The following is a 21,289-nucleotide window of genomic DNA, read 5'->3' as shown; positions in this document are numbered from 1 at the left end:
CTGGCCGTGATCGGCGGCGCCGAGCGGCTGCTCGCGATCCACGCGGCCGGCCTCGCCGCCCGCGGCCACCAGGTGGTCGTCTGCTCGGGCGCCGCGGGACCCGCTGGCGCACAGTCCGGCGTCCAGATCCTGCGCATCGGGCGCAACCCGAAAACGCCGCTTCGCGCCGCCGCCGCCGTCCACGCGCTTCGGCCCGACGTGGTAATCGGCCACCAGCCCGCCTGCGCGCTCGGCGCCCTCACCGCCGCCAAGCGGCTCGGCATCCCGACCCTCTACATGTTCCACTCCGCCTGGCCCGAAGAGCACGCAACCCGCCACCCCTCCCCGCGCGCCGCCAGCGTCAGACTCCGCCAACTGGCCGAACGCGCCTGCCTACGCGCAAGCGATCTCGTCCTCGTCCTCTCCTCCTACTCCGCCGCCAAGCTGCACGCCCTGCACGGGCTCAGCCCCGCCGCGGTCCGCGTCATACCGGGCGGCGTCGACACCGCGCGCTTCTCACCCAGCGGCGATCGTGCGGCCGCGCGAGCACGGCTGGCGCTTCCCACCGACGGACCCCTGCTCCTAACCGTGCGCAACCTCGTCCCAAGAATGGGTGTCGACAACCTGCTCGCAGCCATGCCGAGCATCCTCGAAGCCTTCCCCCAAGCCCGCCTCATCATCGCAGGCGACGGGCCACTACGAACGAACCTCGAACAAACAGCCAAACACCTCGGACTCGACAGCCGCATCGCCTTCGCGGGATTCGTCCCCGAACAGCTGCTGCCCGACTACTACCGCGCCGCCGACCTGGCAGTCCTGCCATCCCGCGCGCTCGAGGGATTCGGCCTCGTCACCGTCGAAGCGCTCGCCTGCGGAACGCCAGTGGTCGGCACGCCCGTCGGCGCGACCCCGGAGATCCTCACGCCGCTCGACCCCGCTCTCCTAGCCGACGACACCACCCCCGGGGCGCTCGCCACCACGATCGTCCGCGCCCTCGACTCCGCCCCGGGAGACCTGCGCGAGCGGGCACGCCGCCACGTCCTCGCCCGCTACACATGCAAGGCCGCAGTCGATGCGCTCGAGGCTGTGCTCGAGGATCTGTCGAGATGAGACGGCTGCGCGTCCTACACGTCATCACCCGGCTGGTGGTAGGAGGAGCACAGGAAAACACCCTGGCCACCGTCGCCGGGCTCAAGGAACGAGGGCACGAGACCGTGCTCGTAACCGGCCCCTCCCACGGACCCGAGGGATCGCTGCTCGAACGCGCACGCGACCGCGGCCTCTCGCCGCTCGTCATCCCCCAACTCGTCCGGGAGCCGAGCCCCCGCAGCGACCTCGTCGCACTCGCCCGCCTCTACCGCCTGATCCGCGCCGGCCGCTTCGACGTCGTGCACACCCACACCTCCAAGGCCGGCGTCCTCGGCCGCCTCGCCGCCCAACTCGCACGCACGCCAGCGATCGTCCACACCCCCCACGGGCATATCTTCACCGGCTACTTCGGGCCCCGCACGAGCCGGCTCTACCTCGCCGTCGAGCGAGCCTGCGCCCACGGCAGCGACGCCCTGATCGCGATCTCGGAAACCTGCAGAGCCGACCAACTGCAGCGCGGCATCGGAAAGCCCGAACGCTTCTTCACCATCCCGAGCGGTCTCCCCAGCCACCTCGCGGGCGACCGTGCCGCCGCCCGCCGATCCCTCGGCGCCGCAGGCGACGAGATCCTCGTCGGTTGCATCGGACGCCTGGCCAAGGTGAAGGGACAGCACATACTCCTCCCCGCCTTCGCCGCCGCCGCCCAACACCAGCCATCCGCCCGCCTCATCCTCGTCGGAGACGGGCCAGCACGCACCCAACTCCAAGCACAGGCCCGCGACCTCGGCATCGAAACCGCCGTCCGCTTCCTCGGCCTCCGAGACGACGCCGCAGCCCTGCTCGCAGGATTCGACCTCTACATCCAGCCCTCACTCAACGAAGGCATGGGCCGAGCGCTCGCTCAAGCCATGACAGCCGGCCTCCCGGTCATCGCAACCAGCACAGCCGGCCCAGCAGACCTCATCCGCGACGGCCAATCCGGGATCCTTGTCCCCGCCGGCGACAAGGAAGGACTCGCCCACGCGATCAGCCGGCTGCTCGGCGACACCGAGCTACGAACCCACCTCGGGCGCGCAGCACACCAGCGCTCCACCTCCTTCTGCACCGAGAAGCAAATGGTCGAGGCAATCGAACACCTCTACCTCACACTCCTGCTCAGACCCTGATCGTCGAGGGTGCACGACACGGGCGAAGCGGCGGTCCGCCGCCCGGCTCGGCCCCCAGGCGCGCACGAGCGCCTGCGGCTGGTGGAACCAGAAGGCTCAGAGCGGGCAGAGGCCGGCTCGCTCGGCCGGCAGATCGACGACGACCTCGCGGATCGGCGGCATGCTGTGGGGCGCTGAGCTTCACCGCGACCGCTCGTCCGGCACGGGAGCAGCGGGGGCGGGAAGCCGGGCACGCCGGCAGCGCAGGGTCTCGGTCTAACGCGCACGCGCCGGGCAGGTCGGGGTAGCCTTCGGATCGTCGAGAGCAGCATCGCCGTTCCTTTCGCTCGCTCTCCCTCACGCTGGCGCGGGCGCTTGAAGGACCGGTGAAGCCGATCTGCCGCTTCGGTGAATGCGCGGCGGCGGTCTGCCAGTTCCGTACTTTGCCGCAGCGCAATGCGTAGGATCGGCCGGGGACGACCAGAAACGCGGGTGGTAGCTTGGCCCGCATGACAGCGATACCGGAGGCCATCCCTCAACCCGAGGGCAGGCTGCGCCGCCTCGGCCTCTGGCTCGACGACCGCTTCGGGCTCTCGGCCCTCGCCTACCCGGTGCCGGCCCACGCGAATCGGCTCGCCTACACGCTCGGCGGCATCACGCTCGGCTCCTTCCTCCTGCTCGTCGCGACGGGCGTCTATCTCGCCCAGCTGTACGACCCGACGCCCCAGGGGGCGCACGCCAGCGTGGTCCAGCTCAGCCAGGAGTCGTTCGCGTCGATCGTGCGCAGCCTCCACTTCTGGATCGCCGGCATCTTCATGGTGACGTTGACCCTGCATCTGCTGCGCACGTTCGCGACGGCGGCCTACAAGAAGCGCGCGAGGGCGTGTGGCTGACCGGCGTCGTTCTCTTCCTGCTCGCCGGCGGCCTGCTCTTCACCGGGACGATCCTGAAGTGGGATCAGGAGGCGCTCGAGGCCTACGGCCACAACATCGAGCTCTCGAAGCTGCTCGGCTTCGCGGGCTTCTGGTTCTCGAACACCTTCACCGACACGGTGTCGCTGCTGACGCGCACCTACATCGCCCACATCAGCATCCTGCCGCTGACGCTCGCCGGTCTCGTCGGAGTGCACCTGCTGCTCGTCAAGAAGCAGAAGATCTCGCCGCTCCCGATCGGGACGCCGGAGGAGGTCGCCCGGCGCGAAGCCGCCGAGCCGACGCTCCGGTTCACGAGCCACCTCGCCCGCATCCTCTACTGGACGCTGATCGTGCTCGGCCTCGCGCTCCTGCTGTCGGCGCTGCGCCCGACCGGGATCGGCCCGGAGGGCGTGGACGGGATCGAGATCACGAAGCCGCCCTGGTACTTCCTCTGGCTCTACCCGTTCGAGGACTGGTTCGGGCTCAAGGCGCTGGTCGTCGCCCCCGCGCTGCTGGTCGCCGGCCTCGTGGCGCTGCCGTTCGTCGACCGCGACGACGAGCGCGATCCGCGCCGGCGGCGCCCCTGGATGGCGCTCGCCGGGCTCGCGATCCTCGCCTGGGCAGGCCTGACCGTCTTCGCCTTCATCAGCGTCCCCGTCTCGCACATCGGGGCATGATGGTGCGGCTCCTCACCCTGCTGACGGCCCTCGCGCTCGCCGCGGCTCCGCTCTCGCTCGCCTCCGGCGGGTCGGGGGGCATGCCGGAGGGCATGGAGGAGAACGCCGCCCAGACCGCGCAGGCGCTCTCCCTGCAGGCGCTCGCGCTCCTCGTCGCCGGGCGCGAGAGCGAGCAGGCGCTGCAGAAGCTCGACCAGGCGCTCGCCTCGAGCGACAAGGGAAACGTCGACGTGCGCGCGTTGCGCTCGTCCCATGCGGCGCTCCACGCCGAGGACGTCGCGGGGGCGCGCCGCCTGCTCGAGCGCGCCTTCCCCGGGAACTCGAGCCACGTCGTCGGCGTCACCTATCGATCCAAGGTGGGCACGGCAGAGCTCGTCGCCGGCATCGTCGCCGTCCTGACGCTGCTCGCGGGCGCGGCCGGGCTCGTCCGGCGGCGGCGCCTCGAGCGCGCCGCCGCCGCCCCGTAGCATCGCGCCCGCCCATGCAGCTGCGCCGAGACGGGTACCTTCACAGGCCCTCCACATCGGTCCGGCATGCTCGGAACGATCCACCTCGAAAGGAGACGCGATGAGCTCGATCGTCGACCGGCTGCTCGGACGGCCTGCGCAGGCGCAGCCCACGCAGGCGCACGAGGGCTGCTGCGGCGGCCACGGAAAGAGCGGCCGGCACGCCGCGCACGAGGGCCACGATCATGCGGCCGGCGGCTGCTGCGGCGGGCACGGGCACGGTGACGCGGCGGCGTCCGCGGCGCCGGAAGCCCCCGTCGCGGCGGCCGGCAACCGTCCCTGAGCCTGCGCAGGCTCGCGGCCGACGGCGTGCCGGCCCGCGCCCCCTGCGGGCCGGCACGCCGTAGGCCCGCGATGAAGGAGGCGGCGATGCTGCTACCGGCACACGCAGCGGTCGCATTCACAGGATCTTCATCCCGGTGATCCATGCTCGCGCGGTGCCTCGGCTCGCCCTGGAAACCTCGAAGCAGCTGCGTCTGTTCACGCGGCGCCAGTGGCTCGTCGCGGCCTGCGTCGCCGCGGCGACCGCGCTCCTCACGGGACTCCCGACCGACATCGTTCCGAACCCGTTCTACCGCCGGATGACACCCATCCTGTGGTGGGACTACCCGGTCTGGGCGGCGACGGCCGTCCTGGCCGGGCTCGTTTTCGCCACCTACGTGCGCTCGCGACCGGCAGGATCGTCCGTCGGAGCGACGGCGGGCGGAGGGCTGATGTCGTTCTTCGCCGTCGGCTGCCCGATCTGCAACAAGCTCGTCGTCGGCCTGATAGGAGTCGGCGGGGCGCTCTCGTTCTTCGCGCCGTTGCAGCCGTACCTCGCGCTCGGCGGACTCGCACTCCTCGTGCTGAGCCTCGTCCTGCGCCTCCGCGCGCTTGCGAGCTGCGAACTGGAGCCCGTCGTTCCGGAGCCGCTGCTCTCCGCCGCGCGAGGCCGGATCCGCGAGGGTGACGCAACCCGGGCGGAACCGTAGACGGTGAGCGGTCTCGATCCCGCACCGATCGCCGGCGCGTCTCCACCGGCCGCAGCGGAGGAGACGCGCAGCCGCCGCCGCATCCGCCCCACCCACGTGGCCCAGGCTGCCGCCATCTCGCTCGTCGCGGCACTGCTCGCGCTGCTCGTGTGGAAGCTCGTCGCCGGAAGCGCGGGCGCAGGCTTCGTCAAGGCGATCGAGCGGGGAGAGAGGCCCTCGGCGCCAGCGTTCGACCTCCCCGTGATCTGGAACCGCACCGAGCTCTGGCCGACCGCCGTCCGCGGCGCCGGCGACGACGGACGCCTCTCGCTCGCCGAGCTGCGCGGCCACCCGGTCGTCCTCAACTTCTGGGCCTCCTGGTGCATACCCTGCAAGGAAGAAGCACCCGCCTTCGACGCCGCCGCACGCGCGCACCGCGGAAAGATCGCGTTCCTCGGGCTCGACGTGCAGGACCTCGTCCCCGACGCACGCCGCTTCCTCGACACACTCGACGTCCCCTACGCCTCCGTCCGCGACGGCACCCCGAACAGCTACAGCGCCTACGGCCTCACCGGCGTCCCCGAGACCTACTTCATCGACGCACGAGGACGCGTCGTCGCACACGCCGTCGGCGCCCTCTCGCGCCGCGAGCTCGAAGCGAGCATCACCGCGCTCCTTGCGGCGCCGGCCTCGTGAAGCCGGCTCTCGCCGCCGGCTCCGTCTCGTCGCGCGGGTAGTCGTGCCGTTGGGAGCCGGGCCCGGCGATCACTCGACGACGAGCGTCCCGCGCAGCATCCCCATCTGGCAGCTGAAGGGGTATTCGCCGGGCTCCCTGGGCATCAGCTCGACCACCGTCGGCTCGCCCTGCGGCAGCCTGGCGCTCTTGCCGAAGGCGTCGAACACGACCGTCTCCGAGCAGGGCGATGCTTCTTCCCGCTGGAAGACGAGCCGCAGCGGCTTCCCGGCGACAGCGACGATCGTGTCCGGGGTGTAGCCCCCCTTCACGAGGATCATCTGCTCCTGCCAGCCGCCGGACATGAGCGCGGCGCGGGTGCCGACCGATCTCTCGAGCCAGAAGAACCAGACGACGAGCGCGACGGCGCCGGCGCCGGCGAGGGTGACTGCGAGCTGGGCGGTGGTCATGACCGAACCTCCTCGGGCCGGAACCGCTTCAGGCGGTTGGCGTTCGTGATCACGGTGACGGAGCTGAAGCTCATCGCCGCCGCCGCCATCAGGGGCGAGAGCAGCACGCCGGCGAGCGGGTAGAGGACGCCGAGCGCGATCGGCAGGCCGAGGCTGTTGTAGGCGAAGGCGCCGGCGAGGTTCTGGAAGACGTTGCGCATGGTTGCCTTCGAGATCTCGATCGCGGTGACGACGCCGCGCAGGCTGCCCGAGATGAGCGTCACGTCGGCGGCCTCGATGGCGACGTCGGTGCCGGTGCCGATCGCGAAGCCGACGTCGGCCTGGGTCAGCGCCGGCGCGTCGTTGATGCCGTCGCCGACCATCCCGACCCGCTTGCCCGCGAGCTGCAGCTTCTTGACCTCGGCCGCCTTGTCCTCGGGCAGGACCTCGGCGAGCACCCGGTCGACGCCCACCTGGCGCGCGATCGCATCGGCGGTGCGCCGGTTGTCGCCCGTGAGCATCGCGACCTCCAGCCCGAGCTGCTTCAGGCGGCGGACCGCCGCGACGGAGTCGTCCTTGACCGTGTCGGCGACCGCGACGAGACCCTCGGCGCAGCCGTCGACCGCGACGTACATCGGTGTCTTCCCGTCGTCGGCAAGCCGCTCCCACTCGGATACGAGCGCGGCAGCGTCGATGCCTTCGCGCTCGAGCAGGCGGGCGTTGCCGAGCAGCACCTCGTGGCCCTCGACCTCGGCGCGGACGCCGTGGCCGGCAATCGCCTCGAAGCTGCTGACCGCGGGCAGCTCGAGGCCCCGGGCTTCGGCGCCGGCGACGATCGCCGCCGCCAGCGGGTGCTCGGAGCTCCGCTCGACCGCGGCCGCGTATCGCAGCACCTCGTCCGCCACGAGCGCGTCCGTCAGCACCGGCCTGCCCCAGGTGATCGTGCCGGTCTTGTCGAGCACGACCGTGTCGAGCTTCGAGGTCACCTGCAGCGCGTCGCCGGAGCGGATCAGGATCCCGTTCTCCGCGCCCTTGCCGACGCCTGTCGTGAGCGACATCGGCGTCGCCATGCCGAGCGCGCACGGGCAGGCGATGATCAAGGTGGTGACGGCGACGATCACGGCGTAGGCGAGCGCGGGCGCCGGGCCGAGGTCGAACCAGACGACGAATCCGACGATCGCGAGGATCATCACGGCCGGCGTGAAGTACCCGGAGACGACGTCGACCAGTCGCTGGATCGGCACCTTCGACGCCTGTGCGTCCTGAACGAGGCGGACGATCTGCGCGAGCGCCGTGTCGGCGCCGACCTTGCCCGCGCGCATGCGGAAGGCCCCTGTGGTGTTCATCGTCGCCCCAATCACCTCGTCGCCCTCACCCTTGAAGACGGGAAGCGACTCGCCGGTGATCATCGACTCGTCGACCGCGGAGCTGCCGTCGACGACGACACCGTCGACGGGGATCTTCTCGCCCGGCCGGACGGCGACCACGTCGCCGACGACGACCTCCTCGACGGGCAGGTCGATCTCGGCGCCGTCACGGACGACGCGGGCCGTCTTCGGCTGCAGCCCGATCAGCTTGCGGATCGCCTCGGAGGAGCGCCCGCGCGCCTTCACCTCGAGCGCCATCCCGAGCGTGACCAGGGCGGTCACGACGACGGTGACGTCGTAGTAGACGTCGGTGAACGCGTCGTCCGGGAAGATGCCCGGCGCGGCCAGCGCCACCGTCGAGTAGACCCAGGCGACGCCGGTGCCGATCGCGATCAGCGTGTGCATGTTGGCCTGGCGGTGGCGCAGCGCCTCACGCGCGCCCACGAAGAACTGCGACCCCGAGTAGGCGAGCACCGCCAGGGCACCGAGGCCCAGCAGCACCCAGACAGCGCGCAGCTGCCCGCTGCCGCGGGGCAGCCAGTCGCGCAGGTAGGGGAAGATCTGCGGGTACGAGAGAATCATCGTCGGCACGCCGATCGCGGCCGCGAACCACCACTTCCTCATCAGCGCCCGATACTCGCTCTCGGCCTCTCCGAGATCGCTCCGATCCGTCCCCGCCCGCGCACGGAGAGCGGTCGAGGCCGAAGCCGTGCTCGGCACCGGTTCGACGACGCTGGACGCCATGCTCATGACGGCACCTCCCTGGGCGGCACGACCACGAGCGTGCCCCACAGCATGCCCATGCGGCAGGTGAACTCGTACACACCGGGCTCGCTGGGGAGCAGGTCGACGGCAACATCCTCGTCCCTCGGCAGCGTCGCGCTCCTGCCGAAGGCCGGGAACACCACCTGCTCCGAGCAGGGAGCCGACTCCTCGCGCCGGAAGACGATCCGGAGCGGGACGCCTGCCTGCGCCCGGATCGTGTCCGGCGAGTAGCCGTCGAGCACGCGGACGCGCACATCGTTCGCCCTTGCGTCCGTGCCGGCCGGCTTGCGTGCGAGCAATCCGAGATTCATCCGCTTTCTCCTTTCCGCTAGCCGAGCTCAGCGTGCCGCTGCCGGATGGAGATCCGGTGAAGCCGATCTGCGACTTCGATGAAGGGCCGCGCGACGTCACGTCGTCGTCGCGGACCGACTGCGGTATCGGCACACCGGTATCGCGCGCTCGCCCGCCTGCGGCGTCCGCCTCGGCTCAGACCGAGGCTGACGCGCAACCGCACACCCCCGGCCGCTCCTATGAAGCCGGCGCGGTCGCGCTTGCGGCCGTCCGGCGACCGTCGGCGGGGACCGGCGCATCGCCGCTTGCCCGCCCCTCACCCGCGGCGCGGCCTCCCGCGATCGTGGTCGTCGCGACCGTGGCGCCCACAAGCGCGATCGCCGCGTTCACGAGGAAGGCGATCGACAGCCCGTCGACGAACGCCTGCGGGTCGGTCGCGGCGCCGGCGAGCCCGCCCGGCCAGCGCGCCGTCACGATCGCGCCCATCAGCGCGATCCCGACGGCGAGGCCGATCATGCGTGACGTGTTCAGGATCCCGGCGCGCACGCCGGCCTCGTCGAGCGGGGCATCGTCGAGGGCGGCGGCCGTCACCGGTGCGGTGGTCAGGCCGATGCCGAAGCCCGCGAGCATGAGCCCCGGCAACAGCGTCGCCAGGCCGAGATCACGCCCGACCGAGGGAAGCGCGACGCTCAGCGCGGTGTCGTCGAGCGTCAGCAGGAACGACACCAGAACGAGCGCGGCGAGACCCAACCACCTCGTCGCCGCGTCGGCCTCGGCGCTCCCGCTCGGACACGAGCCCTCGTCAACGCCCACGTCAGATGACCTTCAGCGCGATCAGCGCCAGGATGACGATCATCGGCAGGCAACAGGCGACCATGGCCCAGAAGCCGTGGCTGCCGTGGCTGCCGCGCCTGTCGCTGTCGCTGTCGCAGTTCATCTCATCGCACCTCCATCGGCGAGCGCGGCGCGTGGCCGAGCAGCCGGTAGAGCGGGCAGAAGCCGAGCGCGCCCGTGACGACGAGGTCGAGCCCCGAGAGGACGAGGGCGACCTCCATAACCACCAGGCCGACGCCGCCCGCCGAGGTCAGGAGCCAGACGCCGGCGATCGCGCCGCCGAAACCGAGGACGACGCGAGCCAGCCGCTCGGCCGGTGTGATGTTGATCGGCAGACGTCGCATCCGCCACCTCCGTCGTCGGGATGTCGTGAGCGGAGTCTGCGACAGCCGTGAGAAGCGGCGATGAAGGCGGTCTGTTGGTGGCGTGAAGCCGAGCTTCATCGAATGCACAGAAGCGCTTCACAGGTACTCCATCTGCCCGCGGCAGGCTCACGGTGATGAGCGAATCCACCATCGACCGTCGTTCGTTCGGCCCGGATGGCCCGCGTGCCGTCCGTGATCGCCGCAACGGCTCCCGGTCGGCCTCACCGTCGCGACTGCGACGGCGAAGGCGAAGAGGGACGGAGGTAACAAGATGAACGCGGGGAACCTGATCTTCCTGCTCGTTGTCGTCGGCGGCGCGGTTGCGATGTTCTCGATGCATCGCGGTGGCGGCCACTCGCACGGGACGGGCGGAGGCTGCGGCGGCGGCCACGGCCACGGCTCGTCCGACGGCCACGGCTCGCCGGAGGAGCCGCACGAAGAGGAGAAGAAGCCCGTCCTCGGCAAGCCCGGCGTGCGCGCGCACGTGCACGAGCCCGAGCCGGCCGCCGAACGCCCCAGGCGTGGCGGCTGCTGACCGTCCGCGCTTCCCGGGCGTGCGTCCGGCGCTCAGCGTGGCGCATGCCCGGGAGCCCTGGTCCCTGACGACCTCTGCGAGGACGACTGAGATGAGACAGCCGGCCGGAACGACACTAGGCTCTGCCGAGGCGGCGCCGCGGCGCCTCGACGACTACCGCGGCATCGCCCCCGACGAGCTCCTCGACGAGACGGCCGCAACGGCCACCGCGATCGACGGCGCGCCCGGAGCAGGCCGATGAACACGATCCTCTCGAGCGGCCCGGCGGATCGCCCGGCCGGCAGCCGGCTCGTCCGGCATCGGTGGAAGGCGGCGCTCGTGATCGCCGCCGTCGAGGGTCTGATCGCAGCCTTCGAGAGAACGTCCCGCTGGGCCGTCATCGCCTTCGCGCTCCTCGTGCTGTTCGCGTACTTCCGATGGGGCCGGGCGGCGCACTCGTCGCCGGGTGGTCAGCTGGCGTGGATCGGAGCGGCGTCGCAGGCGCTCGTCATCGTCCTCGCGGCCGCCGCCTTCGTCGCCGGACTGCTCGTGCTCGTCGCCGTGTCCGCCCTGGCCGCGATCGCGCTCGTGCTGCTCCTCCTCGAACGAGGGCGATGACGATGCCCCGAACGCTAGCGCATTCGCAGCTGCCTACCACGACGGGTGACGGTCGACGCTGCCCGCGCCGTCGACGGGTGAGCTCCGACGTGTCGTGGGGAGCGCGAGATGAAGCGGAAGGCGTTCGGGCGCGACGCCGGCCTGACGTCGCGCATGGTCTTCACGGGGTTCCTGCTCGGGGCGCTGTACGTCGCCTTCGCCGCCGTCCTCTTCAACGTGCTGAACGTCGGGTTGGCGCCGATGATCGTGATCTCGCTCGGCCTGGCAGCGTTCCAGTACTACACCTCCGACAAGCTCGCTCTGGCCGCCTCGGGCGCGAAGGTCGTCTCGGCGGACGAGGCGCCTGAGCTGCACGCGATGGTGGACAGGCTGTGCGCGATGGCAGACTTGCCGAAGCCGCGTGTCGCGATCGTCGACACCGACGTGCCGAACGCGTTCGCCACCGGGCGCAGCCCGAAGCACGCGGCAGTCGCGGTCACGCGCGGGTTGCGGGAGCGCCTCGAGGCGAAGGAGATCGAAGGGGTGCTCGCCCACGAGCTGGCACACATCGCGAACCGCGACGTGCTGGTGATGACGCTCGCGAGCTTCTTCGCGATGCTGGCCGCGCTACTGACCCGCTTCGCCCTCTACGCGGGAATGTTCGGAGGCGGCTACGGCCGCCGCAACGACAACGGCGGCAACCAGGTTCCGGTCTGGCTGATCGTGCTCGCCGTCTCGATGGTCACCTACGCGATCAGCTTCGTCCTGATCAGGACGATCTCTCGCTACCGGGAGTACGGCGCCGACCGCGGCTCGGCCTTGCTCACCGGGGCGCCCGAGTACCTGATGAGCGCTCTGCAGAAGATATCCGGCCAGATGACCCGGATCCCCCAGCGCGACCTGCGCGAGATGGAGGGCATGAGCGCCCTCTTCATCATCCCGACGAGGGTGAAGCGTGCGACCGGCGAGTGGTTCATGGATCATCCACCCCTCGAGAAGCGACTCGCCCGCCTGGCCGAGATCGCCCGCGAGATGGGCAGACCGGTCGCGTAGCCGTCCATGGGATTCCTCGACGCGCTCCTCGGCCGCAAGCAGCTGAAGGATCCGGCCCGGGACCGGCTCTTCGCTCTCTCGACCGCGCGCATCACCCTCGAGGCGGAGCTCGACTTGAGGCCGGCAGGCGTCGGCGCCGTCTGCTTCAAGTCGATGTCCGCCGCCGAGTTCGTCCGCGCCGAGAAGGATCTGCACGGGCTGCTCGACGCGGTCGCCCGCGACACGGGCACGAAGGTCGAGCGAAAGACGGACGACTACGGCTTCGAGTGGCTGATCGCCCACGACGCCGACTTCGAGGACCTCGTTGCGACCATCCACCTGGTCGGGGCCGAGCTCGAGTCGCGCGGCTTCGGCCCGCAGCTGCTCGCCGCCGTCTTCCGCTTCGACCGGGCCGGGCAGCCCGCGTACTGGATCTACGGCTACAAGCGCGGCGCCTTCTGGCCGTTCGTCCCCAGCGGCGAGAGCACGAGGCGCGACAACGCGACCGAGCTCGAGCTGAAGGCGAAGCTGGAGAAGGAGCTGCCGATCGAGGAGGACACGAGCCGCTGGTTCGGCACGTTCGACGCGCCCCTCTGACCCGGCCCGACACGCCCCACCGGCCCAGCAGCCCCGGACGAATCTGGCCGCTACGAGATGGAGCCTCCAGCAAACCCGGGGAGGACCACTGGCCGGCCGCCGCGCCGACGCACGGAGTCCCGGCCTGCGCGCGCCCGCGGGCGGCGAGCAAGCTCTGTCGCGCGGGCCGTGGGCAGCGAGATCAGGGCTCCGCGGACGGCTCGGCCCGGCCCGGCCGTGACAGCCCGTAGCGCAGGAACAGGTGCCCACCGTCGCGGCGCACGCTGAGGAGTCGGGCGGCGGCGCCCCCGCCCGCGAGCAGATCGTGCGCTTCGACGAGCCCGAGCCGGGCGGCGTCCTCGGCCCGGCCGGCGACGACCGGGGACACGGTGAGGAACAGCTCGTCGACGAGGCCGGCGGCGAGGAGCCCGCCGAAGACATGTGGCCCGGCCTCGGAGAGGATCAGCCGGTGGCCGCGCGCGCGAAGGAGGCGGAGTGCGGCGCCGAGGTCGACCGCCGGCGCCGCGCCGAGCGACACGATCTCGGAGCGCCCGGGCAGCCGTCCCTCGAGGCGGACCGCGCCGCCGTCGGTCGTGAGGACGAGCGCGCCGCGTGCGAACGCCGGGTGCGCGGGATCGACGAGGCCGCTTCCCGTCAAGACGACGAGCGCGGGGTTCTCGGGCCGGCGGCGGCGGCGGCGGAGCTCGGCGAAGGCGCCCGCCGCCGCCGGGTACGGGCCGTCCGCCGTCCAGAGCGAGCGCGGCGAGGCCCGCAGCGTGCCCGAGCCGATGACGATCGCGTCGGCGCACGCGCGCAGGAGCGACATGACGAAGCGGTCGGAGTCGTTGTCCGCGCTGATCAGCCTCGCGGACTGCACGAGCGGCGGCGCGGCGACGACGCCGTCGAGGCTGCCGACGAAGTTCGCGACGAGCCGCGGCTCGTCGAAGCCGAGCGAGCCGCCGTAGCGCTCGCGCAGCTCGTCCGGCAGCTCGAATGCCGGCAGTCCCGGCGCCTCGTGCAGGAGCTCGATCCCGCTCACGCCCACCCGTAGACCGGAATCGCCGCACCGGTGACCGCCGCCGCCGCGTCGCTGCAGAGGAAGGCCGCCACGGCGGCGATGTCGCCGGGCGCGACGGCGCGGTCCATCTGCGCCGCCGACCGGCTCGCCCGGTTCGCGGCGGTATCGATCAGCGAGGGCAGGATCACGTTCACGCGCACACGCCTGTCCGCGAGCTCGGCGGCGAGCACCTCGGTCAGCCGCACGACGCCCGCCTTCGCGACGCTGTACGCCGCCGATCCGGCCCCGCCGCCGAGAGCGGCGCGCGAGGAGACGTTGACGATCGCCCCGCCCGCGTCCATCCTGCGCGCCGCCGCCCGGCACGACCACCACGCGGTGCCCAGGTTGAGGTCGTGGACGAGCCGAACCTCCTCCGGCTCGGTCCCGGCGACCGTGCCCGGCCGGAAGCCGCCGACGGCGTTCACCAGCCAGCGCGGTCGGTCGCCCTGCTCCTCCAGGCGCTCCCACAGAGACTCGACCTCGTCCGGCAGCGTGAGATCGACCGCCTCGCGGCGAAGGCTCGCAATCTCGGCGCCGGGCGCGCCGCCGTGACGGTCGGTCGCGACGACGCGGTCGCCGCGGGCGAGGAAGGCCGCGACCAGCGCGCTTCCAAGCGCGCCTCCGGCGCCGCAGACGAGGGTCACGTCGGCCACGTTCTCAGCTCCCGTCCCTGTGGCCGCCGATCGACTGGAGGAACTCGCGCCGCAGCTCCGGCTCGCGAAAGGCGCCCCGCCAGAACGTCGTCACCGTCCTCGAGTGCTCCTCGACGCCGCGCATGCGCGTGCAGAGGTGCGATGCCTCGAGGTGGACGGCGACCCCCTGCGGCGCGACAAGCTCGACGAGCGTGTCCGCGATCTCCTCGCCGAGCCGCTCCTGCACGGTGAAGCGCCGCGCGAAGAGCCGGACGATCCGCGTCAGCTTCGAGATGCCGATGATCTGCTCGCCCGCGATGTAGCCGACGTGGGCGGTCCCGTAGAACGGAAGCGCGTGGTGCTCGCACAGGCACGAGAAGGAGATCGGCCCTTCGACGATCTGACCCGCCGCAGCGTCGCCCGAAACGCTTCGCTCGGCCGGGAACGCCGTCAGCAGCTTGGGATCGCCTTCGTACCCCGAGGTGGCGTCGTAGAGCGCCCTGAGGAACCGCCGCGGCGTGTCCCGCGTCCCGGGCGTCTCGAGATCCATTCCGAGCGCGGCGAGGATCTCGGCGACGTGACGCTCGAAACGGGACCAGTCCGCGGGGCCGATCTCGCGCGGCGCGAGCCTACCCCAGCGGGTCGAGTCCGACGAGCCGCCTCGGAACTCGACGATGTTCGCCGCATCGGTCGCTTCGACTGCTGCGTCGTGCTCCATGTTCGCTCCTCCTGTCATGGCTTCCGGTCGATCACGAGGCGGCCGGCTCGGTGCAGGGCCGGCCCTCCGCGGCCGGCGCGACGCCTCGCAGCAGCAGCTCGCGCCGGCCCGCCAGCGCGACGAGCGCGACGCCGCATCCCGCCGCCAGCCAGAAGGTCGCAGCCGGGCTGCCGACGGCGAGGCAGAGGCCGATCGCGGCCAGCTGCGACGAGAGGCCGAAGTTGGCGACGACCCCGACCGTCCAGGCGTCGTGGTAGGCGAGCCGGCGCGCCGGATCTGCCCCGGCACGGCCCAGCCGCCACTCGACGAACCGCTCCAGCAGCCGGTCCTGCGGCGCGTAGACGACGCCGTAGACGCGCTCGAGGATCCGCGCGAAGCCCCGTGCCGGAGGCATCGGATCCGTCGCGTCCCCGCGCTCGCGCCGGTAGAGCCGCTCGACGTTGAAGTTGACTCCCAGCACGAGCGTCACGAGGACGAACGCGAGGGCGGCGATGACCCACCGTCCCGTCACGGAGCCGAGTGCCGCGAAGAGCGCGGCGTTGACCAGCAGGTCGGATTCCGCGTCGAGGTAACGACCGAGCACGGACACCCGCCCCGTCAGCCGTGCGAGCTGCCCGTCGGCGTTGTCGAGCACGGTCTTCGCCTGCAGAAGGAGCGCCGCGAGCAGCAGCTGCCCGCGTGCGAGCTCGAGCGCCGCGAAGAGGCCGACGCCCGTCGCTCCGAGAACGACGGCGGGCGGCGGCACGCGCAGCGGCGCCAGCACGAGCACGACGAGATGGGCGAGCGGCCGGAAGGCGAGCTCGCACAGCATCTCGGTCCCCTGCCGGCGTTTCCGCGAGCGCCGCAGCCGGCCTGCCGTCTGCGGCATACTCCGGGCAGTGGACGCCCCGTCCGGCTGGAAGGAAGTCGACTCCGCGCTCGAGCGTGAGTTCTCCTTCGCCCACTTTCGCGAGGCGATCGCCTTCGTCGCCAGCGTGGCCGACCTCGCCGAGGCCGAGAACCACCATCCCGACATCGAGATCCGCTTCGCGCGCGTCACGCTCCGCTGGTCGACGCACTCCGCCGGCGGCGTCACCGAACGAGACCGCGAGCTCGCTGCCCGAAGCGCCGAGCTCGCCTGACCGCGTTCAGCCGACCAGCGCGGCAAGCGCGTCCTCCTCGATCGGCTCTCCGACCCGGATGAGCTCGCGCGCAGCGTCCACGCGGCCGAAGATTCCCCAGAGCAGGAAGCCGCGCGGCCGGCCCGCGCCGTCGAGGTAAGCGACGACGCCCTTCTTCCCGGGCTCCGTCCAGCGCGCGAGAGTCGCCGAGCGCGAGTCGACCGCACCGACCGCCTCGTAGCCGAGATCGAAGAGATCGGAGTAGAAGAACGGGAGGTGGTCGTAGGTCTGCTCCGCTCCTGCCATGTTCGCGCCGACGCGCCGGCCGTGCGTGTTCGCGTGATCCTCGTGCTCGACCCGGGTCGACTCGCCGAGTGCAGGGACCGGGAAGCGCGCGACGTCCCCTGCCGCGAAGATCTCTTCGCGTCCGCCCACCCGGCCGTACTCGTCGACGACGATGCCGCCGTCGACGGGCAGGCCAGCGGCGGTCGCGAGCTCGACGTTCGGCTCGATCCCGAGACCTGCGACGACCGCGTCCGCCTCGAGGACGCGACCCTCACCGAGCCGAACGCGAGTGACGCCCCCCTCGCGCTCGACGCCGTCGACGGACGCTCCGGCCAGCACTTCCACGCCGCGCGAGCGGTAATCGTCGGTGACGAACGCCGCGAGCTCGGCCGCAAAGACGCGCCAGCCGATGCCGGGCTCCGGAAACACCATCGTCACCGCGCAGCCGCTCGAGGTCAGGGACGCGGCGATCTCCGAGCCGATGAAGCCGCCGCCGATGACGACGAAGCGGGCGCCCGCCCTCGCACGCGCCCGCACGTCACGGTAGTCGTCGAGCGTGCGGAAGTAGACGACGTCGTCTCCCCAATCGGGCACGGTGCGCGGGCGGCCGCCGGTCGCCAGCAACAGCCGCTCGTAGGCGTACTCGTCACCTCGATCGTCCACCGCTCGTCGCTTCTCGAGGTCGAGAGCGACGATTCGGCGGCCGAGCCGCAGATCGACCCGCGCCTCCTCCGTGCCGCGCCAGATCGAATTCTCCTCCGCGCCGGCCCAGAGCCCCTTCGTCAGCGGAGGCCGCTTGTAGGGAGGGTGCGACTCGGCACCGACGAGGCCGATCGTCCCCTCGGCGTCGCACTCACGGATGCCCTTGCAGGCGGCGTCGGCGGTCATACCGCCGCCGACGATCAGGTAGCGATAGCTCAACATCGTCAGCTCAGGCTTTGCACCGGCTTCTCCAGGCACAAGATTTATGCGCCACGAACATATTTGGAGTCTAGGGCCCGGCGCACGTCCGGTCGGCGTCGCGGCGCGAGCGTGATCAGCACGCGGCAGGAGTCGTGGTCGGCGAGACAATCGCGTGTCTCGCACTCGACGCGCTCGACCTCGACCCCGCCGATGGCGCGGGCGGCGAGCCCCGCCCACATGCCTCGATCGATCTCGGCGGCCTCGGGGCGCGCGCGCACGAGCGGCCGCAGCGGGCACGTCGGCGTCTCGATCACTGCGCCTTCCTCGCCGGCCTCCGCGACCGATACCTGATAGCCGAGGCTGCGAACCGCCTCGCACATGCGCTCGAAACCCGTGCGGAGCGTCTTCGCCGGCTGCAGTCCGGCCGTTCGAGCCAGCTCCGCCCCAAACGCGACCCCGACCTGCCGCAAGCGCTCGGAGCGGCCGTGAGGCGGGACCGCGTCGAGAAGGAGGCCGAGCAACGTCTCGTAGCGACGCGCCGGAAACTCGATCGACTCCAGCTCCGGAACGACCGCGTACGTCTTCGCGGGCCGGCCCGCGCCGGGGCCGCTTCGGCCCGTCCGGCGCTCGTAGCCGGCGGCGAGCAGGTCGGCCTCGACCAGCCGCTCGAGTCGCGACCGCGCGACGTTGCGATGAACCCGCCGCGCTGCGGCGAGCTCGTCGGCGGTGATCGGGCGAGCCTGCGCGCGCGCGAACAGCAACGCCTCGCGGAGCTCGGGATCGCCGACGGCCTGAAGCTCGTCCATCTTCTAAAGATATTCTATCAGTCTTTTGAAATCGGGGCGGCTCCGAGGCACTGCCGCGCCTTCCTCGACACGGCCGCCGAGATCGCGGACATCGACCGGCGCCGTCGTGAGGTCGTCACCGCCCACAAGCGGAACCTGATCGCGCCCCTCTCCGGTCTCGCGCAGACGGGCTACCGTACGCCGGATCGGCTCGCGGCCATGCCTCGCCGCCCCCCGTCGGCGCCGCGCGCGACGCGGCGTCGGGGCTACTCGAGACATCGCGATGAGCCGTACCGTCGAGCAGCTCTGGCAGGAGGCCGCTCGTCGACGGGAACGAGTGGGACAGCGCCGAGGCGCTCCGGCTCGTACGGCTGGCGGCGGGCGACGATGCCCGGCCCGAGGCGCACGACGGACAGGGAGGACGACGCCGGCGTCGCTCTCCTCCGCAAGCCGGCCCGCGACGACGCAGCCGGCGGTGCCGCCGCCGGCCACGACCACGTCACGATCGATCACGCTCTCCAGCCGATCCAGCATCACGCCATCCGCTGCGGCGGCTCGGCGTATCCTCGAGCGATGGAGCACGCACCGCTCGACCTGCTCTTCGTCTCCGGAGACGACCTCGAGGCGCTCGCGCTGTCCGACGCGGACATCCTCGACGCAGTCGAGGCAGCGGTGCGCGCGCAGGGTGAGCGCCTCGTCGCGCTCGATCCACGGGTGCATCACGTTCCCGACCCCTCGTTCCCCGGCCACTTCAACCTGCTGCGCGCGACCGTCTGGCCACTCGGCGTCACGGGCGTCAAGGTCGTCGGCGACTATGTCGGGAACCACGCCAGCGGGCTCCCGTCCGAGCTCGCCCTCGTCACGCTCTACGACCCGCGCACCGGAATGCCCGTCGCGATCGTCGACGCGACAGAGATCACCGAGCGGCGCACCGGGGCACTGACGGCGCTCGGCGCGCGTGAGCTCGCGCGCCCGGGCTCGCGGACGCTGGCGCATGTCGGCGCGCGCGGGACGGCGTTCGCGAACGTGACGATGCTCGACGGTCTCTTCGACTTCGACGAGATCCGCGTCACCAGCAAGCGCCCGTCGTCCCGCGAGGCGTTCGGGGCGCGGCTCGAGGAGGCGCTCGGGAAGCCGGTGCGCGTCACCTCCACGATCGAGGAGGCCGTCGGCGGCGCCGACATCGTGGTCGAGGCGACGCGGCTCGAGCGGCCCGAGCCGCTTCTCCGCACCTCGTGGCTCGAAGCATGCTCGCTCCTGATCCCGTACGGGACGATGAGCATCCTCGAGCTCGACGTCCTCGACGGCTTCGACAAGGTCGTCGTCGACGACTGGGGCCAGTGTGGCCGTGACGATCCGTTCGGGGCGCTCCGGCCTCACGTCCGCGCGGGGCTCCTGACCGAGCAGACGCTTCACGCCGAGCTCGCGGATGTCGTTGCTCGCACGAAGCCCGGCCGTGAGGACGACGACGAGCGCATCCTCTTCTGGCATCGCGGTCTTGCGACGACGGATGTGGCGGTCGCTCACCTCGCCGTCGAGCGCGCGCGCGCCCACGGGATCGGGACCACCGTGCGGTACCGCTCGTGATCGGGCTCGGCCGGGAGGGCCTCAGCCGTTCCGAGTACACGCGGATCGTGCGGGCGCGGGAGGCGTTCGCGATCGACCCGGACGCGCTCGCTACGGTGGCCGAGAGAAGGAAGCGCATGCTCGCCCACGTCGGGACGGGGATTCCGGCATACGGCATCACGACGGGGCTCGGCGGGCTCTCCGCGAGGCCGGTGACGGCGCTCGAGCAGGACGATCTCCAGCGGTCGCTCCTCACCGCCCGCGCGGCAGGCTTCGGACCCCCGCTGCCCGCCGAGGTCGTCCGTGGCGCCCTGCTGCTCCGGCTGGCCGGATTCCTCCAGGGGGCAGCAGGCGTCAGCGACGTGCTGTGCTCACAGATCGCGATGCTCCTCGAGAGGGGCTGGAGCCCTGTCGTTCCCGAAGGGCCCTACGGCGCGGCCGGAGAGATCGGGCCGCTCGCCCATCTCTTCCAGACCCTTGTCGGCGAGGGTCTCGTCCGCATCGACGGGGCCGTCCTTCCTGCCGCCGATGCGCTCGAGCGCATCGGCATCGCTCCCTACCGGCCGAGCGCCAAGGAAGGGCTCGCGCTGATCAACGGCTCGCCCTTCGCAACGGCGCTCGGCATCGACCTTGCAGACCGCTTCAGGGTGCTCGTCGACACGGCGAACGTCGCGGCCGCGCTCGGGATCGCGACGATCGCCGGCGGCGCGCGGGCGCTGTCCCCGCGCGTGGGAACGATCTCCGGCGACCCGGGCGCCGTCGCCGTCCAGCAGGTGCTGACCGCCATGCTCGCGGGAGAAGACGTGTGGGGAGACGTTGCGCAACCACCGGTCTCCTTCCGGGTCGCCCCGCAGGTGCACGCCGCCGCCTACGCAGCCCTCGGCACGCTCGACGCCGTTCTCGACCGCAGGCTGCGAGGCACGACCGACTCGCCGCTGTTCCTCGACGCCGACGACAGCGGGCCGGCCGGTCTCTATCCCTCGGGCGCCTTCCACGCGATCGACGTCGTGCTCGGGCTCGAGGCCGTGGCGAACGCGGCCTGCCACGTCGCCAATCTCGTCGAGAAGCGCCTGCAGCGGCTGCTCGACGCCCGCTTCTCCGGCCTGCCCGACCAGCTGACCGACCGACCCGGCGTCCAGGCCGGGGTCGTCGCGCTCCACAAGACCGTCGTCGGCCTCACCGCCGACGCGCGCGCGCTCGCGACACCCGTCTCGGTGCACGCGATGGACACCTCGACGGGACAGGAGGACGTGCAGGCGTTCACGTTCCTCGCGGCGGCTCGCCTCGCCCGGCTCCTCGAGGATCTCGAGTCTGCCCTCGCCTGTGAGCTGGTGGCGCTCCGCCAGGCAGCAAGCCTCGCCGGGCGTCCGGCTTCGGGCCGACTGGGATCGATCGTGGCAACGCTCGCCTCGGTCGTCGAGCCGGTCGACCGCGACCGGACGCTGTCGGGGGACATCGAGCGCGTCCGCGAGCTGATCGCGTCGGGATCCATCCGCGCCGGGCGGGAGTCATAACGGGAG

General features: G+C 71.8%; 26 protein-coding genes and 1 pseudogene. 15 read left to right on the top strand and 12 right to left on the bottom strand.

From position 1 onward, the window contains the following. The first annotated feature begins 6 nt into the window (after nucleotides 1–6). The 7 genes and pseudogenes from Gocc_RS03320 (at nucleotide 7) to Gocc_RS03285 (ending at nucleotide 5,956) form a co-directional block, all read left to right on the top strand. The gene (locus tag Gocc_RS03320) at nucleotides 7–1,089 is read left to right on the top strand and encodes a glycosyltransferase family 4 protein (protein WP_114795074.1); all 1,083 of its coding nucleotides are present in this window, start codon (nucleotides 7–9) and stop codon (nucleotides 1,087–1,089) included. After that, a complete protein-coding gene (locus Gocc_RS03315; RefSeq protein WP_181813323.1) occupies nucleotides 1,086–2,234 on the top strand; it encodes a glycosyltransferase family 4 protein in 1,149 nt (382 codons plus the stop codon). Before Gocc_RS03320 ends, Gocc_RS03315 begins: the two co-directional genes overlap by 4 nt. A gap of 488 nt (nucleotides 2,235–2,722) precedes the next feature. Further along, nucleotides 2,723–3,804, top strand: a pseudogene (locus Gocc_RS03305) (cytochrome b N-terminal domain-containing protein). Beyond that, nucleotides 3,801–4,271: a hypothetical protein gene (locus Gocc_RS03300; RefSeq protein ID WP_147281169.1), complete on the top strand. Its 471-nt coding sequence runs from the start codon at nucleotides 3,801–3,803 to the stop codon at nucleotides 4,269–4,271. Before Gocc_RS03305 ends, Gocc_RS03300 begins: the two are co-directional and overlap by 4 nt. A gap of 100 nt (nucleotides 4,272–4,371) precedes the next feature. After that, complete coding sequence (locus tag Gocc_RS03295) at nucleotides 4,372–4,593, top strand: hypothetical protein (RefSeq protein WP_114795069.1); 222 nt, start codon at nucleotides 4,372–4,374, stop codon at nucleotides 4,591–4,593. Between the two features lie 154 nt (nucleotides 4,594–4,747). Then, a complete protein-coding gene (locus Gocc_RS03290) occupies nucleotides 4,748–5,281 on the top strand; it encodes a hypothetical protein (protein ID WP_220150422.1) in 534 nt (177 codons plus the stop codon). Nucleotides 5,282–5,284: 3 nt separating this feature from the next. Next, nucleotides 5,285–5,956, top strand: coding sequence for a TlpA family protein disulfide reductase (locus Gocc_RS03285; protein WP_114795068.1), 672 nt, complete (start codon nucleotides 5,285–5,287; stop codon nucleotides 5,954–5,956). 69 nt (nucleotides 5,957–6,025) lie between these two features. On the opposite strand, the gene Gocc_RS03280 is transcribed toward Gocc_RS03285, so the two are convergent. From Gocc_RS03280 to Gocc_RS03255, 6 genes are all read right to left on the bottom strand, one after another. Beyond that, the gene (locus tag Gocc_RS03280) at nucleotides 6,026–6,403 is read right to left on the bottom strand and encodes a cupredoxin domain-containing protein (protein WP_114795067.1); all 378 of its coding nucleotides are present in this window, start codon (nucleotides 6,401–6,403) and stop codon (nucleotides 6,026–6,028) included. Next, nucleotides 6,400–8,373 carry a copper-translocating P-type ATPase gene (locus Gocc_RS03275; protein ID WP_220150421.1) on the bottom strand — a complete coding sequence of 658 codons (1,974 nt, stop codon included), beginning with the start codon at nucleotides 8,371–8,373 and terminating at the stop codon, nucleotides 6,400–6,402. The genes Gocc_RS03280 and Gocc_RS03275 overlap by 4 nt, the downstream gene beginning before the upstream one ends. 122 nt (nucleotides 8,374–8,495) lie before the next feature. Then, nucleotides 8,496–8,825, bottom strand: a complete 330-nt coding sequence (locus Gocc_RS03270; RefSeq protein WP_114795065.1) for a cupredoxin domain-containing protein — start codon at nucleotides 8,823–8,825, stop codon at nucleotides 8,496–8,498. A gap of 217 nt (nucleotides 8,826–9,042) precedes the next feature. Further along, on the bottom strand, nucleotides 9,043–9,618 hold the full coding sequence (locus Gocc_RS03260; RefSeq protein WP_114795063.1) for an MFS transporter: 576 nt from the start codon (nucleotides 9,616–9,618) through the stop codon (nucleotides 9,043–9,045). A gap of 1 nt (nucleotide 9,619) precedes the next feature. Then, nucleotides 9,620–9,742 (bottom strand): hypothetical protein, encoded by a 123-nt coding sequence (locus tag Gocc_RS16870; RefSeq protein ID WP_281268409.1) that lies wholly within the window; start codon nucleotides 9,740–9,742, stop codon nucleotides 9,620–9,622. A gap of 1 nt (nucleotide 9,743) precedes the next feature. Next, nucleotides 9,744–9,983: a YgaP family membrane protein gene (locus Gocc_RS03255; RefSeq protein ID WP_114795062.1), complete on the bottom strand. Its 240-nt coding sequence runs from the start codon at nucleotides 9,981–9,983 to the stop codon at nucleotides 9,744–9,746. A gap of 292 nt (nucleotides 9,984–10,275) precedes the next feature. Between Gocc_RS03255 and Gocc_RS03250 the strand changes: the two genes are divergently transcribed. The 5 genes from Gocc_RS03250 to pspAB all read left to right on the top strand — a co-directional run bounded on the left by Gocc_RS03250 (nucleotide 10,276) and on the right by pspAB (nucleotide 12,744). After that, nucleotides 10,276–10,539, top strand: coding sequence for a hypothetical protein (locus Gocc_RS03250; RefSeq protein WP_114795061.1), 264 nt, complete (start codon nucleotides 10,276–10,278; stop codon nucleotides 10,537–10,539). Nucleotides 10,540–10,630: 91 nt separating this feature from the next. Continuing rightward, nucleotides 10,631–10,780, top strand: coding sequence for a hypothetical protein (locus Gocc_RS15960; protein ID WP_181813322.1), 150 nt, complete (start codon nucleotides 10,631–10,633; stop codon nucleotides 10,778–10,780). After that, entirely contained in the window at nucleotides 10,777–11,136 is a 360-nt protein-coding gene (locus tag Gocc_RS15955; RefSeq protein WP_181813321.1) for a hypothetical protein, read from the top strand. The genes Gocc_RS15960 and Gocc_RS15955 overlap by 4 nt, the downstream gene beginning before the upstream one ends. A 108-nt stretch (nucleotides 11,137–11,244) precedes the next feature. Continuing rightward, complete coding sequence (htpX, locus tag Gocc_RS03245; protein ID WP_114795060.1) at nucleotides 11,245–12,168, top strand: zinc metalloprotease HtpX; 924 nt, start codon at nucleotides 11,245–11,247, stop codon at nucleotides 12,166–12,168. Between the two features lie 6 nt (nucleotides 12,169–12,174). Then, nucleotides 12,175–12,744, top strand: coding sequence for a PspA-associated protein PspAB (pspAB, locus tag Gocc_RS03240; protein WP_114795059.1), 570 nt, complete (start codon nucleotides 12,175–12,177; stop codon nucleotides 12,742–12,744). A gap of 181 nt (nucleotides 12,745–12,925) precedes the next feature. On the opposite strand, the gene Gocc_RS03235 is transcribed toward pspAB, so the two are convergent. Genes Gocc_RS03235 through Gocc_RS03220 form a run of 4 tightly spaced genes read right to left on the bottom strand, consistent with a single transcriptional unit; the run spans nucleotide 12,926 to nucleotide 15,998 of the window. After that, nucleotides 12,926–13,762 carry a dihydrofolate reductase family protein gene (locus Gocc_RS03235; protein WP_181813320.1) on the bottom strand — a complete coding sequence of 279 codons (837 nt, stop codon included), beginning with the start codon at nucleotides 13,760–13,762 and terminating at the stop codon, nucleotides 12,926–12,928. Beyond that, nucleotides 13,759–14,433, bottom strand: coding sequence for an SDR family NAD(P)-dependent oxidoreductase (locus Gocc_RS03230; protein ID WP_114795057.1), 675 nt, complete (start codon nucleotides 14,431–14,433; stop codon nucleotides 13,759–13,761). Before Gocc_RS03230 ends, Gocc_RS03235 begins: the two co-directional genes overlap by 4 nt. A 4-nt stretch (nucleotides 14,434–14,437) precedes the next feature. Next, a complete protein-coding gene (gene folE, locus Gocc_RS03225) occupies nucleotides 14,438–15,130 on the bottom strand; it encodes a GTP cyclohydrolase I (protein ID WP_181813319.1) in 693 nt (230 codons plus the stop codon). A 31-nt stretch (nucleotides 15,131–15,161) separates the two neighbouring features. Next, nucleotides 15,162–15,998, bottom strand: coding sequence for a CDP-alcohol phosphatidyltransferase family protein (locus Gocc_RS03220; RefSeq protein ID WP_147281167.1), 837 nt, complete (start codon nucleotides 15,996–15,998; stop codon nucleotides 15,162–15,164). 10 nt (nucleotides 15,999–16,008) lie between these two features. Here Gocc_RS03220 and Gocc_RS03215 point away from each other — a divergent pair, with 10 nt between their 5' ends. Next, a complete protein-coding gene (locus tag Gocc_RS03215) occupies nucleotides 16,009–16,251 on the top strand; it encodes a 4a-hydroxytetrahydrobiopterin dehydratase (RefSeq protein WP_220150420.1) in 243 nt (80 codons plus the stop codon). Nucleotides 16,252–16,257: 6 nt separating this feature from the next. On the opposite strand, the gene Gocc_RS03210 is transcribed toward Gocc_RS03215, so the two are convergent. After that, complete coding sequence (locus Gocc_RS03210; protein WP_114795054.1) at nucleotides 16,258–17,439, bottom strand: NAD(P)/FAD-dependent oxidoreductase; 1,182 nt, start codon at nucleotides 17,437–17,439, stop codon at nucleotides 16,258–16,260. 41 nt (nucleotides 17,440–17,480) lie between these two features. After that, nucleotides 17,481–18,224, bottom strand: a complete 744-nt coding sequence (locus Gocc_RS03205) for a helix-turn-helix transcriptional regulator (protein ID WP_114795053.1) — start codon at nucleotides 18,222–18,224, stop codon at nucleotides 17,481–17,483. A 552-nt stretch (nucleotides 18,225–18,776) separates the two neighbouring features. Here Gocc_RS03205 and Gocc_RS03200 point away from each other — a divergent pair. Then, nucleotides 18,777–19,790, top strand: a complete 1,014-nt coding sequence (locus Gocc_RS03200; RefSeq protein WP_114795168.1) for an ornithine cyclodeaminase family protein — start codon at nucleotides 18,777–18,779, stop codon at nucleotides 19,788–19,790. Further along, entirely contained in the window at nucleotides 19,787–21,283 is a 1,497-nt protein-coding gene (locus Gocc_RS03195; RefSeq protein WP_181813317.1) for an aromatic amino acid ammonia-lyase, read from the top strand. Before Gocc_RS03200 ends, Gocc_RS03195 begins: the two co-directional genes overlap by 4 nt. Nucleotides 21,284–21,289: the final 6 nt, after the last annotated feature.

The sequence above is a fragment of the Gaiella occulta genome, from assembly GCF_003351045.1.
Taxonomy (GTDB): Bacteria; Actinomycetota; Thermoleophilia; order Gaiellales; family Gaiellaceae; genus Gaiella; species Gaiella occulta.
The sequence above is the reverse complement of the archived record's forward strand: the minus strand, read 5'-3'. Positions and strand labels throughout refer to the sequence as shown.